A 14569-nucleotide genomic window follows, 5' to 3' on the forward strand; every position below is an offset into this window, starting at 1 on the left:
GTTATTGTGTGAATTCTATCTCACTAAGAATGGATTTTTAGTAATTTTCTTTAAGTTTGTTAATAAAATGATCGCAAATTCTTTTATTTTTTTAATTCATTTTCAAAAATATTTTCAAATGTTGAATAAGGTTGTGCTCCAAACAATCGTGTAATTTCTCCGTCTGGTCCTATCACAAAAAATGCAGGTGTTCCTGTTAGATCAAGTGATCTAGCATCATCATTACTTGCAACTATGATCTGTGAATGTTCTCCATTAATCATACATTCAGACCATTCATCTACATCTAATCCAACATCTTGTGCAAATCTGAGCAAATTTTCTGATGCGGCCCATCCGTTGTTTTCCCCAGTCCAATTAGAATACAAAATATCATGATATTCCCAAAACAAGCCCTGATCATTTGCACAATGTGCTCCATGTGAAGCATTAATTGAATCCGGACCTATGATGTTGAAATCTTTGAATATCATTCTGACTTTTCCTGTTTCCACATAATTCTTCAAAATTTCCTTCTCAGTTGAGTGGAAAAAGACATTACAGAAATGACATTGATAGTCTCCAAACTCAACCAATGTTATTGGAGCATCTGAATCTCCTAGAATGGGAGAACCATTTTTCAGAAATGTGTCTATTGTTATTTTCAAAGGCCCTTCTGGTTGAATTTGTGGAGAAGGTTCTATGACTAGTTCTGGCTCATTGGAAATTTCCTCGAATCCTATAAACACAATCACTAAAACAATTGCTGATATTACTGCTCCAATCCCTAATGATGGACCATGAATCAATGGCTTTGATATTTTTTTAGCTCATTTAGTCTTTATGTTATGATGAACTGTCATTGTCTGGTATGGTGCCCAATGTAAAAATCTGTAAAATTTTTGATGATTTTGAATGTTCATCTTCTGCAATAATTGTCACAGTCAAAGTTTCTCTTGGATGTCTTTCAGGAATGAAAAATTCTATTTCAAAAAGACCTTTTTCATTAGTAACTCCTTCATCTGAATAGAATACATCTTTATTTTCATCTAAAACTGTTACATTGATGTTCTTATTTGTTAGAAAACCATAATTTTGATTAAAGTCATTTAGTTTGTTTTTAGTGGGATCATATACTTTGACATCCAGATGTGCTGGTTTTTCTGAGTAAACTCTTTGTGTATATTGAACTAAAATTTGCAGATTATTGTTTTTCTTAACTGCTGATTCTTCTGGTAATTCCTCTTTAAATAAAAGTTCTAGAAATTCCCCTCCTATGAAAATTATTCCTCTGGTTTCAATTTTTTCTTCTATAATTTTAGAATATGTGATATATGGAAATCCTTCTATTGTATGTCCAGACACACGAATAATTTCTCCGTTAAAGAATTCTCTTATGGATATATCGTTACTAATAGAAAATTTATTTTCATCTGTAGATATAATGCCTGTTTGAAAAAAATTGATGTCACTTAATGCATCAACTTGACCATGTGCAGAACTTGTTACGATCCCTATGGCTAATATCAAAAATATCGGTAATATTGTATGAAAATACAACTATAATGAATTTTTCAACATTATTTTATAAACAATTTGTTTTACATATTATAGAGAGGAAAAATTGAGTGAAAAAAATGCTGTGTTGATAGTTGAAGACAGTCCTGCCATAACATTGCTCTTGAAGAATTATTTGGGAAAATTAGGGTATTCTGAAATTTACACTTGTGATTCTGGAGGTTCTGCAATTTCGACATTTGAAGGATTGGCTTCTCAAGGAAAACAACCTATAGTATTGCTTGACTTTATGCTTCCAGATATGGATGCTCGTTCTGTTCTGACCCAAATGCTTGAAGTAAAACCTGATGTTCGCATAATCTTAGAAACTGCAACTGAAAAAGACGATGAGGGGATTAAGGAATTAATTAGATTGGGAGTTTATCAATATATTGAAAAACCGATACGTTTTGAAACTCTAAAAAATATTGTTGAAACAATTGAGAGTGAACAATCTTTTTTTGAAAAAGAATCAAACGAAAATAAACTTGCAGAACAGTCATCTGATGAAATAAAAACAAAAATAAAAAATCACATAGATTTTATTTTAAAAACTGCTAATCAGATCAGTTTAGATAGAATAATTGGTCTTCTTGGATTTTCTGACGATTTAGTTACAGAATATATTGCAGAGTTGGAAAATAAAGGTAAATTAATCAAACTTGATGAAAAAAAAGAAATTGCTTGTAATCAATGTGATTCTGTGAGAACTTCTCAAATATTCTTTTGTCCTAACTGTAAAAGTTCAAATTTCAAATTAGGCAAACTAATCGAACATTATGATTGTGGTAACGTTACTGAAGAAAATACATACCATGATGATAAATGTCCTAATTGTAAAAAAGAACTTAAGGCACTAGGTGTTGATTACAGAGTTATGCAAAATCATTACATTTGTAATAATTGTGATGAATTCTTTCCAGAACTTTCAACTGAATACCTGTGTCTAAAATGTGAAAATAAATTCAAGATTACTGATGCTCGCTGGAAATCCAGTATAAATTATAAAATAATCAATACGTAATAATTCCGTTTTTAATTAGAAATTCTATTCCTTGTACAAACGTTTCATCATCAATGGAGCCATCTGCCCACCATCCTGCATTATTTTTTATCCAAGTGGGAATAGTTTGCTCATTTGAGCCTGTTTGAGGTTTTTCTGAAACTGTTATGATTTTCTCTTGGACCAAATATTCTATTCCTTGTACAAACGTTTCATCATCAATGGAGCCATCTGCCCACCATCCTGCATTATTTTTTATCCAAGTAGGTACTATTTCTTGTTTAGAATCCAAGTTTATCATTCCAACTGGAACAATTTTGATATCTCTTTTTTGAATTTCTTCAACTAGTGTTTTTAATTCTGCAATTTGTTCTGTATTTACTTCATTTGCATAGGTTCCATCAATCACCTTTGCAAATTCTTGTGGATGAGATGTTATTACTGCAAATCCATATGTGTTCAATCCATCAATTGCTTTAGATAATGTGGTTTCATGTGAAATTCCAACAAATACATTTTGTTCTGGATCATATTCTCCGGTAGTACTTATTTCTGGAAATCTGTATAATAATTCCCCTTTTAATGGAAATGGGGGTGGATCTCCGTGTAACAAACTAGAACTAATATGTGTAAATCCATTTTCAATTAAAACCTGTTTTGTATCTTCGTTGAATCTATTTTGTGGTGGAATGAATACTTTTGGTTCAACTCCAACACTTTGTTGAATCTTTTGAACTGATTGTTTTAGTTTTTCATCTTGTTCTTCTAAAGAAAATTCAGTAAATGGAACATTTCCTATCCCGTGATTAGCTATTTCAAATCCTTTTTTGTTTTTGTGTTCTTTAACAAATGAACTCATCTTTACATCCTCTCCAAAAGAGTCTCCGATTATGCCAATTGTTAATGGAGTATCAGTTCCAACAAATGTTTTCATGACTTCGATTTGAACATCATTTAACCAGTAATCTTGAACATCATCAAATCTAAATGCGATGCAATTACAAGATTCTAGTTCTTGAACTTCAACATCATTAATTTCTGATATGGGTTGAACTTTGAATATGTTGAAATGATTAATACTGCCAACAATCTGAACAGACGTTTTTGGCCAATTTCCATCATCATTAGGCGTAATTTCGACCAAATATGTACTAGATTTTAGATTTGAAAAATATGCCTCCCCTCTAGAATTGACCTTGCTTGAAAATGATTCACCAGTAAATTGATTTGTTATAGTTATGGTATGCGTGGAATCAGATGATGAAATCTTTGTTGTGGCATCTTTGTATACAGTAATTGTAATTAGGTCTTCTACCACTTCAGGAATACTCGTGACAATCTTTTCATCTCTAGTTAATCCTGGTTGCAGTTTAATGGGTTTTTGTGATTTTAAGAATAATTCTCCAAGATAAATATCTGCAATGTAATAATCCTCAGGAGATATTGTTGATTGAATCCAAAAACGTAGTGTTTCTCCCTGACTGTTTGTAATTCCTTGTCTCCATTCTGTATTATCTTTTGATTTTATTATTACTCGTGCACCTTCAATTGGAATCTCTCCTCCTTCATAGTAAACATCTATTTTCAATCCTCCTGATAGTGGAATGTTAATCGTAATTTCTTTTGAGTTATAATCTAATTGTACATATCCAACTCCTGCATACATTCCATTTGCATAAATTTCAATTTTGTATTTGTGATTTTTTGGTACTAAAATTATGTCGGGATTGTTTTCTAATTGTTTTTCAAGAAACACTTCTTTGTTTAAATCTTGATAAACTAGTAACTTCATTCCATGAAAATCTGCTCTATCTCCATTTGTGTATTTTATTTCAACTTGGATTGTTTGAGATTCTTCAGCGTATACATTATCAAATGCAAATACTATCAATGGAACCATCCCTAACAGTATTAAGATTTTTACATTCATTTTACACTCCAACTCTTTTTGCACTAGTCCATGTTGCTTTTGTATTTCTTAATTGTTCTATCATAGCTTTTAACAATAATGCATCAACAATTTGTTTGAATCCAAACACTAAGAATCCTGCATATGCTAGCAGTTTTTTATCTTCCTCATCAATTCGCAATGCTAAGGCGGTCATTAAGTAATGAACAATTATGAATATTAAAAATACCTGTAAGACATACCATCCATCTCCCATAACCACACCTAAAATTGCATTTATGGTCGCAGTAAATCCCACAATTGGTGTTATGACCATCCCTAAGAAAAGATATGGTAAGGACAATTTTTGTAAATACCCATATCTGGGATTAACCAATGCATCTGAATGTCTTTTTAATACCTGAATATTCCCACGATACCACCTTTTTCTTTGTGCGATAAAATCTCGTAATGTGCTTGGGGCTTCAGTATATGCTGTAGCTTTAGTGCTTCCTTGCGTAATTAATCCTGCTTTAAGTAACTTTATTGTTTGATCAAAATCTTCTACAATCGTTTCTTTTCCATATGGTCCTGCCTCAGTTAGGAATGATTTCTTAAATGCGCCTAATGCTCCTGGTACAATGGTTATTGAACCAAATACATCAAATGCTCGTCGCACGATTTGAATTCCCGTAATGTATTCTAAAGCTTGACATTTTGTAAGCCAGTTTTTTTGATTTCTAACTTTAATGTTTCCTGCAACTGCTGCAACGTGTTCATTTACTTCAAATCCTTTTACAATTTCTTTCAACGACTGTCTACCAATAATTGTATCTGCATCCACAATTACAATAATTTCACCTGTTGAATACTGAATTCCATAATTAATTGCAGTGGCTTTTCCCCCATTCTCTTTATGAAGAACTTTGATTTGATCTTTGTAATTTTTTGCAATACGTAACGTATTGTCTTTACTACCATCATCAACAAAAATAATCTCCTTTTTTGGATATTTTGTTTCCAATAAACCTTCAATCGTATTTGCAATAACCTTTTCTTCATTATATGCGGGAATAATTATTGATATGTTTGGATATGATTTTACATCTGGTTGTATATCTTCTCTGTATTTACTAAGTACTGCCATGGGTACAAATAGCATTGTGGACCAAAAGGTTATTGTCATGGCCCATAACAAAATAATTCTTATTGGTGATTCTAGCAACGTGTATCCTTCATAGACAATCATTCCTCCTATCAGAAAAGGTGATAATAGCAAGAATAGCAAGAACGCTGATGGTTTTTTATTTCTAAATTTATTTCTGGAATAAAGTTTTCTTGTTGCATCTATAACATGATATATGGTAAGTCCTCCTCCTAAACCCATGGCAATCATGCTTATTGGTCCTAAGATGAAATATACTGAACAGCATAGTATTGCAAAAATTGAACCGGTTAATGCTAACTGAACAGGATCTTTTTTTATTTTAATTTCTCTTTGTGTGGTGTTATTCTTTTTTTGTTTGTTGTTATTGCTAAAAGTTTGAGGGAAACAGATCTTATGATACCATAAATTTTGGTCTCTGATCGACTTCTCATCTAATTTTATCGAATTCTTACAAATTTGACATGTGACTAAATTCGGATTCAAAAAAACCGATTTGTCTTTTCTTTTAGGTTCTTGTTTTTTTTCATAAATTATTGGGAAAATTGATTCTTTTAGAATATTTTCAAGATATTTCTGATCTGAATTTGGTATTTCTTTTTCTGTTTTTATTCTTTGTAAAAGATAATGATTTCTCCCCCAATCTCCTTTAGATTGTTTTATTGCTAAATTTAATTTTGCAATAAGGATGTCTTTCTCCATTTTTCGATATCTCTACAATTTTATGGTATATGTGATTTCATTCTGTTCTATTTCTTACATGTGATTTTTACATGTATTTCTATGGCAAAATTATTTTGTTAGTTTTTGTTTTTACCTTTGTCAGAGTTGCCAGCATTAGCAGAGTTGCCAGCATTAGCAGAGTTGCCAGGGTTGCCTAAAGATGCTAATACACTTTTTGCAGTACTTGATTTGTTATTACTTTTATTTTCCCGTGCATCTTTTCTCTGTTTTTCTTTCTTATCTTCTAATTGTTCTTCATCTTCATCTATAATTTTGGATGCTTCTTCAAGAGATTTTGTGATGTCATCTTCAATTATTGCTTCTAGTGTAGATATTGTTTGTGCCTCTTCGAATTCTGCAATGATTTGTTTAGATTCTGTTAATGATTCAAGTATTTCATCTTCATAAATTTGCTCTAGTGTACCATGGAATATTATTTCATTTTCATTAAACTCTATTAGATCAAGAATGTTGTTATTGCTATTCTTTTTTAATTCAAATACTTTCTTCTGTTTTTCTTGTTTTTCTTTTTTATCTAACATTTGTTTAATGTCATTTTTTACATTCTCTAATTTTGCTTTGAATTTGTCATCATTTGTTTGAGGAATCATTCTGTCAATTGCAGGTACTGCCAAATTCCACTTTTTTGTACTTATTATTTCGTCTATGGCAACTTTGTGATGAATGTTTTGTACATCTCCACCATTTGCTTCATCTGCAAGCTTCATTCCTATTTTGTTCATCATTTTTTGGTAGTTTTCTTTTGCTTTTGTTACTTTAATTGCGTCTTCAATTTGTTTTTCTGATTCCTTGCTGAAATCTTGTTTTGCTTCATTGTTTTCAAAACTCAATTTGCTTTTAACTACTTCAGACACTAATTTCTTTTCAGTTAAAGATAACCCATTTTCTTTTTGATACTCTTTTACATCTTTTTCATATTTCTCAAAAACTATCATATAGTTTTCTTTAAGATATGAGTAGATTTTGTCTACTTTTTCCTCGTTTCCGTCATTTACTTCATTAATTTCCAATAATGCCTTCTTAATCTGTTTTATTTCAAATGATGTTTTACCTAATGTTAATTCGTCTAATTCATTTTCACTGTTTTTTAATTCTACTAATCTGTTGTTTACCTCAATCATTTTGGAAACCATACTGTCCGTATCTGCATATGCGTCTTGACCAGACATTCCTGTGACTGCCGAAATGGCCCCAATTATTGCAATTATTGCAATTACCTGCAGTGCTTTCATTTTACAGTACTAATACGACATTATGACCCATATTCAGAATGGAATTTTGTGTGAAAGAATCGTTCCTAAAAGGATCATTTTTGATAAAAACAGTGTTTTTTTGGCATGAAAATTGGGGTAATCTTTTCTCCATTTTGGAACTAGTTTTTGTCAAAAAATTCCACACATGTTTTGACCTATTTTGAGGTCATTTTGAGTAATTTTTTTCTTTAAATGTTGATTTAACATCAATACCTAAAAAAACAGGATAATCTGTGATTTTGTGTGAAGAAAGTATTTGTTAATGGATATGGTTCTATTGGAAGTAGAATTACATCATTTCTAAAAGATGATCCTGAAATATCTGTCATTGGAGTTGGAAAATACTCTCCTGACAAAGACGTGGATGTTGCAATTTCTAGAGGATTGAATGTGTATGTACCTCAAGACAAGTTGACTGATTTTAATAATTTTAAAATTTCTGGATCAATTGAAACTGCTCTAGATGATTGTGATCTTGTAATTGATGCAGCTCCTGGAGGTCATGGTTACAAAAATAAAAAAAATCTCTATGAACCACGTAACTTATCTGCAATATATCAAGGTGGAGAATCCACAATGGGAGATAACGCAGTTTCTGATTTATTGTTTAATTCTAGAGCTAACTATGATCTTGCAATTGGTAAAAATCATGTAATGCAAGGTAGTTGTAATGTAACTGGTATGGGGAGGATTCTTGAACCATTAAGAGACAAGTTTGGTGATGATCTTATTCGTTTTGATGTAACTCTTGTTAGAAGATGGGCAGATATTGAACAAACAGATAAAAAACTTTCAGATACTATTGAAATGACTGAAAAACCTCATCATGGGGATGATGTAAAATTGTATTTTGGAAAAGATGCTCCTCTTTATGTACGAGCAATCAAGGTACCAACTCGTCAAATGCATTTACACATCATGGATATTCGATTCAAAGAAACTGCTCCAAAGCCTTCTGAGATTCATGAACTTTTTGCAAATGAGTTTGGTGTTGCTACATTGTGGACTGCAAAAGGAACAAAAGATGTAAGAGATTATGCTCAAAATATGGGATTTAATTTTACTGATACAAACATGATTCACATTCATGCCAATATGACCACATCCATTGGCGACACAGTACAGATGATGTATTCTGATGATCAAACTGGAATTGTTATTCCTGAAAATCACATGCTGATGCAGGCAATGTTATTTGAAAAATCATATTCTGAAGCATTTGCGCATACAGAATCAATATTCCATATGGCAGAAAAGAAACAAAAATTACAAGAGCATTTTGCTAAAAAAGATTAATTTCTAATTCGTTCTATTCTTATTTCCTTAGGCATGTTTTTTCTAACTTTTTCTACAATTATCCTTAAAGATTCTACTTCTATTTTGTCTCCTGCTTGAGGAATATCTTGGAGTCTTTCATGCAACAATCCATTGAGAGTTCCATAATCATCCCCTTCAGGGATGTCTGTTTTGAAAATATTGTTTATTTTTTCAATTTCAATATCGCCATTTACAATTATGGTATCTTTGTCAACAGATTTGTAATCTGCTGCCCTTATTGCATCTGTTTCATCTTCAATATCTCCAATGATCTCTTCAATCAGATCTTCCAGAGTCACTAAACCTTCTACTCCTCCATGTTCATCGATAACTATTGCCATGTGTGTCTTTCTTCCCTTCATCTCCTTTAGTAAAGAACTGACCATCTTTTCTTGAGATGCAAAAACTGGTTTTCGGGATAGTTGTTCAAGTGTAATTACATCTTTTTCTTTTTCTAATTGTTGAAGAACATCTCTAACATGTACAAAACCTACTATGTCATCTTGTGTTTCTCCAAATATTGGTATTCTTGAATGTGTACTTCTATTAATTTCAGGTAATGCTTCAAACAGCAACATCTTTGCAGGCAACATGAACATTTTAGTTCTGGGTGTCATCACGGTTCGTATTACTGTGTCATCAAATTCTAAAGCACTATGAACAAGTTCACTTTCATCTTTTTCTAAGGCTTTGTCTACTAACCCCTGTTCGACTATTCCTTTGATTTCTTCTTCTGTAATGGGTGGTGAGTCATAACTACTGCCAGTTATTTTTACCATGAATCTTGTAATTGATTCAAGTATCTTGACGATTGGCCAAAATGCATAACTAAATACCAACAAAACTCGTGAAAACCGTAACGCAATTTTTGTTGCATTTGCATTACAGTATGTTTTAGGCGTTATCTCTCCAAAAACCAAAATTAAGAAAGTCATTACACCTACTGCAATTCCTAATCCATCACTACCAAAAATTCTAATTGCCACACTTGTTGCAAATGCGGAGGATCCAACATTTACAAGGTTGTTTCCTAAATTTACACTTGCCATCATCCATCCTGGATTTGTCTTTAGTTTATGGAGGGCTTTTGCTCCTTTGACATTTTGTTTTAATAATTGATTTACTTTAGAACTTCTTGTTCCAACTAATGCTACTTCTAAACCACTAAAAAATCCTGATAATCCAATTAATGTAGCTAAAGCTACTAATTCTACCCATAATTCTACCATGACATTCTCCCGAAAATTTTCTTAGAACAACTACGTTGTTTTTTCATTTAGTTTTTTTGCACCATCTCTTGGTTACCAGAATTCAAAAAAACTCAGATTTAATCTTTAAGATGTTAAATTCATCCAAAACAAAAAACAAGCCTAAAACGAGGCTAATTTTTTGGAGGATTTGCAAATTTATTTTGTGGATTATTGTGATAATCTACAGGAAGCATTGCATCTTTTTGCCTACCTGTAAGAATTCCTACTACTGTGTCATCTTTACTGATAACTCCCTCATTGATTAATTTCTTAACGCCTACTACCGAGGCTCCTGATGCCATCTCACAATCAAATCCATTAAGACCCACTACAGACATACCGTCAAGCATATCTGAATCTGAAACAGTTGTTACCACACCATTTGTAAATTCTAATGCACGTAAACCTTTCAAAATATTTGCAGGCCTTCCAATTTGAATTGCAGTAGCTTTTGTTTTTGGTCGTATACCTTCTTTATCCAAATAATCATAATATCTTGTAATTAATTCTGTGTTAGGTTTTCCTTTGTTCCATCTCAGCTCCTCTCCTTCAAATTTACCATTATACAAATCCGATAATGTGCTTGCACCTTCAGAATTTATGACTGCGATTCTTGGAATTTTTTTAATCCATCCCCATTCATATAATTCCATTAATGCTTTTCCACAACTAGATGTATTTCCTAATGCTCCTCCAGGATAAACAATCCAATCTGGTGTTTCCCAGTTCAAATATTCTAACACTCTAAATGGAATTGTTTTTTGTCCTTCTATTCTAAATGGATTGATAGAATTTACAGTATATCCGTCATGATTTTGTGCATCATCTAATGACTGTTTTAATGCATCATCAAAATTTCCATCAATCTCTAATATCTGAGCTCCAAATTGATAGGCTTGACTTAATTTTCCTGGGGCAATCTGTCCTGAAGGAATGTATACATCACAATTTATCCCTTCATTTGCTGCAAACATTCCAGCTGATGCAGATGTGTTTCCAGTTGATGCACAAACAATCTTTTTCGCACCTACCATTTTTGCATGAGTCACTGCCGTTGCCATTCCATTATCTTTGAATGAACCACTTGGATTGTATCCTTCTGGTTGTAGCCAAAAGTTTTCATTGGAAATCCCTACAAATTCTGCAGCTTTTGACATGTGGTATGGCTTTGATAATCTTCCTTCTGCCCCATCAAGTGAAACTAAATATTTTGAACACTCTTCTATGTCTTCTGTATCAATCTGGCAAAAGTTGAGTAACTCTCTAAATCGCCAAACCCCACTTTCATTAAAAATACTTCCATGAGGATTATGTCTTTTGTCAAATACCTCTTTTAGATTGTCAGATGGTGCATTTTTGTATTTTACATCAAGCAGATGACCCTTATCACAATGTACAATTGTACTTTCTATAGGATACTCTAAACCGCATTGTGGATCAATACATTTGAGATAAGCGTCTCCTTTCATAGTCATTACGGAAAATTAATGATAATTTAAAGCAAATGTGTAATTTTTACACAAGTCAAGCTATTTTTCCTAAACTTTAGATTGGATGTGTCTAGAAAATAATTGTGGTTACATATAACGAATATTTGAAAAATATTCTTTTACAAATTCTTGAATCCTATAATTATCTCAATGACCTCAAGGACAAACCCGGAGATCTGGATATTATTAAAAAAGAATCACTAAAAATTAACGGTTTTTTAAAAGTGATATCCAACAAAATTGATGAAAATAAAATCACCCATTCTGATTTTAAGCCTTTAAAACAAAAATTCAAAAATTATTTAAAAAATTATTCATTTGACCAAGAAATAGAAACTATGGCGCTTCTCTATAAAGAAGATATGCATAGAGTAAAAAATATGAGATTGAAGATCTTGGAATCTTTGGGGGAAAATACTATGATTGCAGACATCAAGGAGTTAAGAGAGAAGATTTGAGTGAGAAAAAATGTGTGTTATGTGGGTGTAAAGATCATAAGTTGTTTGGGTGTAACAGACACATGTCAAAGAAATGTAGTTGCTACAAAGAAGAAAACTGATTTTAAAATTATTTGCGTTTAGGTCCAGATCTTTCATGGAAATTTAAACAGCATTTACATTCTTTTTCAAGACATTCTGATTCAGCATGGTGGCCACAAATTCCACATTCGCAACTTTTAGACATGATATATCTTGTATTATTTAGCATATAATAGTTAATTTGTAAAAAACTAATGCCAAATATCTAATTTCATTTATAATTATTTTTTAGATTTTGATTTTTTGCCCGAAGTTTCTTTCCCTTCTAACTCTTTTTCGATCTCTTCTGCTTTGCTGTCTACTGCTTTGATGATTTCTTGAATTAATCCGTCAAGATCACTATCTTCGGCATCTGGTTCTACTGTGGAGGCAATTTCATTAATTGTATTTGAAATCTCTGCACTGACATCCTCAAAACTTTCAGGGTCTTCATATGCTGCATTATAGAGATTTTTTAGGTTATTTACATGACCTATTACTTGATCTGTAATCACAATTCTATAATCCGTGCCATTTACCTCGAATTCTTTTGAACTCATACTGTTTTTCGAATTCTTATCTTTATAGGCTTTACCATATTTGTCAGGGATTATCAGGGAATGTTTTTCAAAAGATCATACAACTACAATTTTAATTTTTTTGTATTTTATTCGTAAATTCTTTAAATTGAAAACATTCGTTAGATAGTTTTATAAAATATTTTTTTATGTTTCTCCCTCAGGTCTTATGTAATAATGCAGTATGTCTCCTAATAGTAAATACGTATAGACAATACATCTCACTGCATCTGTTTTTGTAAATTCTGAATGATCTCCTTTACTTGCATAAGAATTGATGCTGTTTAACAAACCATCTACATATTGGAACATGGCAGAAAATACCTTTTTTTCATTGTTACTTTGTATGCTTTGTTGTATTCTTGCAAGAATTCTATTTGTGTAATCACTTTCAGTAATTTTGTGTTCTCTCCCCTCAGAATCAATATGGGGTTTATCGGATGGGGGATATAATGAATCTGCTACATCTTTTATTATTCGTCGACATGTAGAAGCAATTTCAGAATAGACGATTTTATCTTCCGATGATAACTGAGCATACATAACAGGTAATTTTTCTATCGCTTGAGGACATAATTTGATCAGTTCAGAATCAACTTCTTGTCTAACAAATTCAAAAATATTTTCTGGTACTTGACCATATGTGAATTCATTAATCATTCTGTTAAGTCTTTTAATTAATTCAAGTTTTACTGAGCCTAAAATTCTGCCAATCTCATATTTGGGGTAGTTTATTGAACACATCAAAGAAATATTCTTCAATCCTGCATCTGTAAATTTTTTTACATCATTTTTTCCAAGCCCATAGATAATTCGATCGTCTTGAGCTTTCAATAATTGTTCAATTTTTGGAACCCCATCTTCAAAACTATGACGTGTAAATTCATTGTTTGGGTCAACAGATGATTTTCCATCAGGACCCTGAACATAACCATAAAGGTTCTTTCTGTAATTGGGTAGTTTTTTTTTGAGGAAATGAATCCAATTCATATTTTGCCCATTCTAAATCGTCTTCTTCTCCTAAAATTTCTGCAACTGTATAGAATCCTAAAAGACTACTTTCAACAGAAGTAGTTCCACTAAGAAGAACTTCTCGAGTTTCACGAGCTATTTTTAATGCATCATCAATTTCGGGGGTGGTAAATTTTCTAGGCATTATAGTTTCTTAAATTAAGAATTTACTATTACCTTTTATGGATTTGGTTGGACTTGGCGTGTGCTTAATCGTTGTTTCATTGTAAATTTTGTCAAGTTTCAACTCTTGATTTAATAATCTACGATATTCCTTACTTTGTTGCATCGGTAAAAAAAATCAGAAAATTTCTATAGGTATTATGAATTTAATAATACTGTGACTGAAATTGCTTTAGGAAATTATGTAAAAGTGATTTCACCTGATTATGATGATAATTATGGAAAAACAGGTTTTGTTGGAGCAATAATTCAAAAACATGTAAAATTATTTTCAATTTACAGTTTTGAAGATGATCAAATTGAAGGTTTTGGAGATTATTCCGCCTCAGAGCTAAAGGATTTGGGAGAAAAAGTCTCTAAAGAAGATTTGATTTCCAGAATTGACAGTAAGGGATTGTCGGATGTTATGATTGGAGAGATGCAAAAATTACTAAATTCCCTTTACAAAACCAACACATGAATATTCAATCTAAATATCATTAAACTCAAACCTTAAAACAAGAAATAACAGATTAATTTCCAGATAGAACTTTTTGAGTTTCACGTCATCCTTACTGACTACTATCTAACACTGAAGAGCACAAAAAAATCTTACAAACAAGATCGTATTTTTTAATTTAAGTAATCTCTTTG

At 31.7% G+C, this 14569-nt stretch carries 14 protein-coding genes; 4 read left to right on the plus strand and 10 right to left on the minus strand.

Features of this window, described 5'->3' with window-relative positions; all coding sequences use genetic code 11:
- Positions 1–83 precede the first annotated feature (83 nt).
- Together NKOR_RS04515 and NKOR_RS04520 are read right to left on the minus strand one after the other, a co-directional pair.
- Positions 84–788: a DsbA family protein gene (locus NKOR_RS04515; protein ID WP_014963185.1), complete on the minus strand. Its 705-nt coding sequence runs from the start codon at positions 786–788 to the stop codon at positions 84–86.
- A 37-nt stretch (positions 789–825) separates the two neighbouring features.
- The gene (locus NKOR_RS04520) at positions 826–1509 is read right to left on the minus strand and encodes a hypothetical protein (protein WP_014963186.1); all 684 of its coding nucleotides are present in this window, start codon (positions 1507–1509) and stop codon (positions 826–828) included.
- Positions 1510–1603: 94 nt separating this feature from the next.
- Between NKOR_RS04520 and NKOR_RS04525 the strand changes: the two genes are divergently transcribed.
- A complete protein-coding gene (locus NKOR_RS04525) occupies positions 1604–2560 on the plus strand; it encodes a TackOD1 domain-containing metal-binding protein (RefSeq protein ID WP_014963187.1) in 957 nt (318 codons plus the stop codon).
- Here NKOR_RS04525 and NKOR_RS04530 read toward each other — a convergent pair.
- From NKOR_RS04530 to NKOR_RS04540, 3 genes are all read right to left on the minus strand, one after another.
- Positions 2550–4469, minus strand: coding sequence for a polysaccharide deacetylase family protein (locus NKOR_RS04530; RefSeq protein ID WP_016939363.1), 1920 nt, complete (start codon positions 4467–4469; stop codon positions 2550–2552). The two genes, NKOR_RS04525 and NKOR_RS04530, sit on opposite strands and share 11 nt — an antisense overlap.
- Position 4470: 1 nt before the next feature.
- Positions 4471–6294 (minus strand): glycosyltransferase family 2 protein, encoded by a 1824-nt coding sequence (locus NKOR_RS04535; RefSeq protein ID WP_014963189.1) that lies wholly within the window; start codon positions 6292–6294, stop codon positions 4471–4473.
- A gap of 98 nt (positions 6295–6392) precedes the next feature.
- Entirely contained in the window at positions 6393–7568 is a 1176-nt protein-coding gene (locus tag NKOR_RS04540; protein ID WP_014963190.1) for a hypothetical protein, read from the minus strand.
- A 264-nt stretch (positions 7569–7832) separates the two neighbouring features.
- Between NKOR_RS04540 and NKOR_RS04545 the strand changes: the two genes are divergently transcribed.
- A complete protein-coding gene (locus NKOR_RS04545) occupies positions 7833–8885 on the plus strand; it encodes a type II glyceraldehyde-3-phosphate dehydrogenase (protein WP_014963191.1) in 1053 nt (350 codons plus the stop codon).
- On the opposite strand, the gene NKOR_RS04550 is transcribed toward NKOR_RS04545, so the two are convergent.
- Together NKOR_RS04550 and NKOR_RS04555 are read right to left on the minus strand one after the other, a co-directional pair.
- A complete protein-coding gene (locus NKOR_RS04550) occupies positions 8882–10135 on the minus strand; it encodes a hemolysin family protein (protein WP_014963192.1) in 1254 nt (417 codons plus the stop codon). The two genes, NKOR_RS04545 and NKOR_RS04550, sit on opposite strands and share 4 nt — an antisense overlap.
- Before the next feature lie 152 nt (positions 10136–10287).
- Complete coding sequence (locus NKOR_RS04555; RefSeq protein ID WP_014963193.1) at positions 10288–11625, minus strand: threonine synthase; 1338 nt, start codon at positions 11623–11625, stop codon at positions 10288–10290.
- A gap of 104 nt (positions 11626–11729) precedes the next feature.
- On the opposite strand from NKOR_RS04555, the gene NKOR_RS04560 reads away from it, so the two are divergent.
- Entirely contained in the window at positions 11730–12104 is a 375-nt protein-coding gene (locus NKOR_RS04560; protein WP_026089965.1) for a hypothetical protein, read from the plus strand.
- Positions 12105–12406: 302 nt separating this feature from the next.
- Here the strand turns inward: NKOR_RS04560 and NKOR_RS04565 are convergent, their stop codons facing one another.
- The 3 genes from NKOR_RS04565 to NKOR_RS04575 form a co-directional block, all read right to left on the minus strand.
- A complete protein-coding gene (locus NKOR_RS04565; protein ID WP_014963195.1) occupies positions 12407–12724 on the minus strand; it encodes a hypothetical protein in 318 nt (105 codons plus the stop codon).
- Between the two features lie 165 nt (positions 12725–12889).
- Positions 12890–13732 (minus strand): hypothetical protein, encoded by an 843-nt coding sequence (locus NKOR_RS04570; RefSeq protein WP_014963196.1) that lies wholly within the window; start codon positions 13730–13732, stop codon positions 12890–12892.
- Entirely contained in the window at positions 13656–13898 is a 243-nt protein-coding gene (locus NKOR_RS04575) for a hypothetical protein (RefSeq protein WP_014963197.1), read from the minus strand. Before NKOR_RS04575 ends, NKOR_RS04570 begins: the two co-directional genes overlap by 77 nt.
- Before the next feature lie 195 nt (positions 13899–14093).
- Between NKOR_RS04575 and NKOR_RS04580 the strand changes: the two genes are divergently transcribed.
- Entirely contained in the window at positions 14094–14396 is a 303-nt protein-coding gene (locus NKOR_RS04580) for a hypothetical protein (RefSeq protein WP_014963198.1), read from the plus strand.
- Positions 14397–14569 lie beyond the last annotated feature (173 nt).

The sequence above is a fragment of the Candidatus Nitrosopumilus koreensis AR1 genome, assembly GCF_000299365.1.
Taxonomy (GTDB): Archaea; Thermoproteota; Nitrososphaeria; order Nitrososphaerales; family Nitrosopumilaceae; genus Nitrosopumilus; species Nitrosopumilus koreensis.